This is a genomic window from Sphingomonas pollutisoli (assembly GCF_029167165.1).
Taxonomy (GTDB): Bacteria; Pseudomonadota; Alphaproteobacteria; order Sphingomonadales; family Sphingomonadaceae; genus Sphingomonas; species Sphingomonas pollutisoli.
The window spans coordinates 1-521 of the sequence record NZ_JARFNJ010000069.1; the positions used below are offsets into that span (position 1 = coordinate 1).

The window sequence follows — 521 nt, forward strand, 5'->3', positions numbered from 1 at the left end:
GCTTTGCTGAGGTTGCCGCTTCCTGAGCAGAGCGCCGCGCCCGCACCAGATCCCGGATCGCCTCATGCTCTTCGTCGGGCACCCAGATCGGATCAAGCTCTCCAGCACGCAGCAGGCGGGCCAGCGTCATGGCATCACGCCGATCGGTCTTCACCTGATCGCCAGGCCGTCTGGGCATCATCGACGGCGCAATAACGATACAGGGCTGAGCGAGCTTGGTCAGGAGACGCTGAAGCCCGTAGCCGCACGGCCCCGCCTCATAACACCAGCTGAGCGTGGTGCCGGAACCGCCAAGCCGCTTGACCAAACCGCGCACAGCATCATCCTCATTCGAGATCGTACCGTAGAAGCGAACCTCACCGCCACGCTCACCTTCGGCGACCGCCACCGCGACAGTTTCCTTATGCACGTCCAGCCCGATGTATTTGGTACCTTTTGCCATCGACTATCTCCTTTGCTCTGACCCCCAGGCGAGCAACGCAGATCGGAGCCAAAATGGCTCCCGGCAGTCATTGGGTCTA

Annotated in this window: 1 protein-coding gene; it reads right to left on the reverse strand. The window is 61.8% G+C overall.

Going from position 1 to position 521, the window contains the following annotated elements:
- The coding region (locus PX554_RS26595; protein ID WP_275505052.1) for an IS110 family transposase at positions 1 to 442 on the reverse strand (442 nt) is incomplete at its 3' end.
- Between the last annotated feature and the right edge of the window lie 79 nt (positions 443 to 521).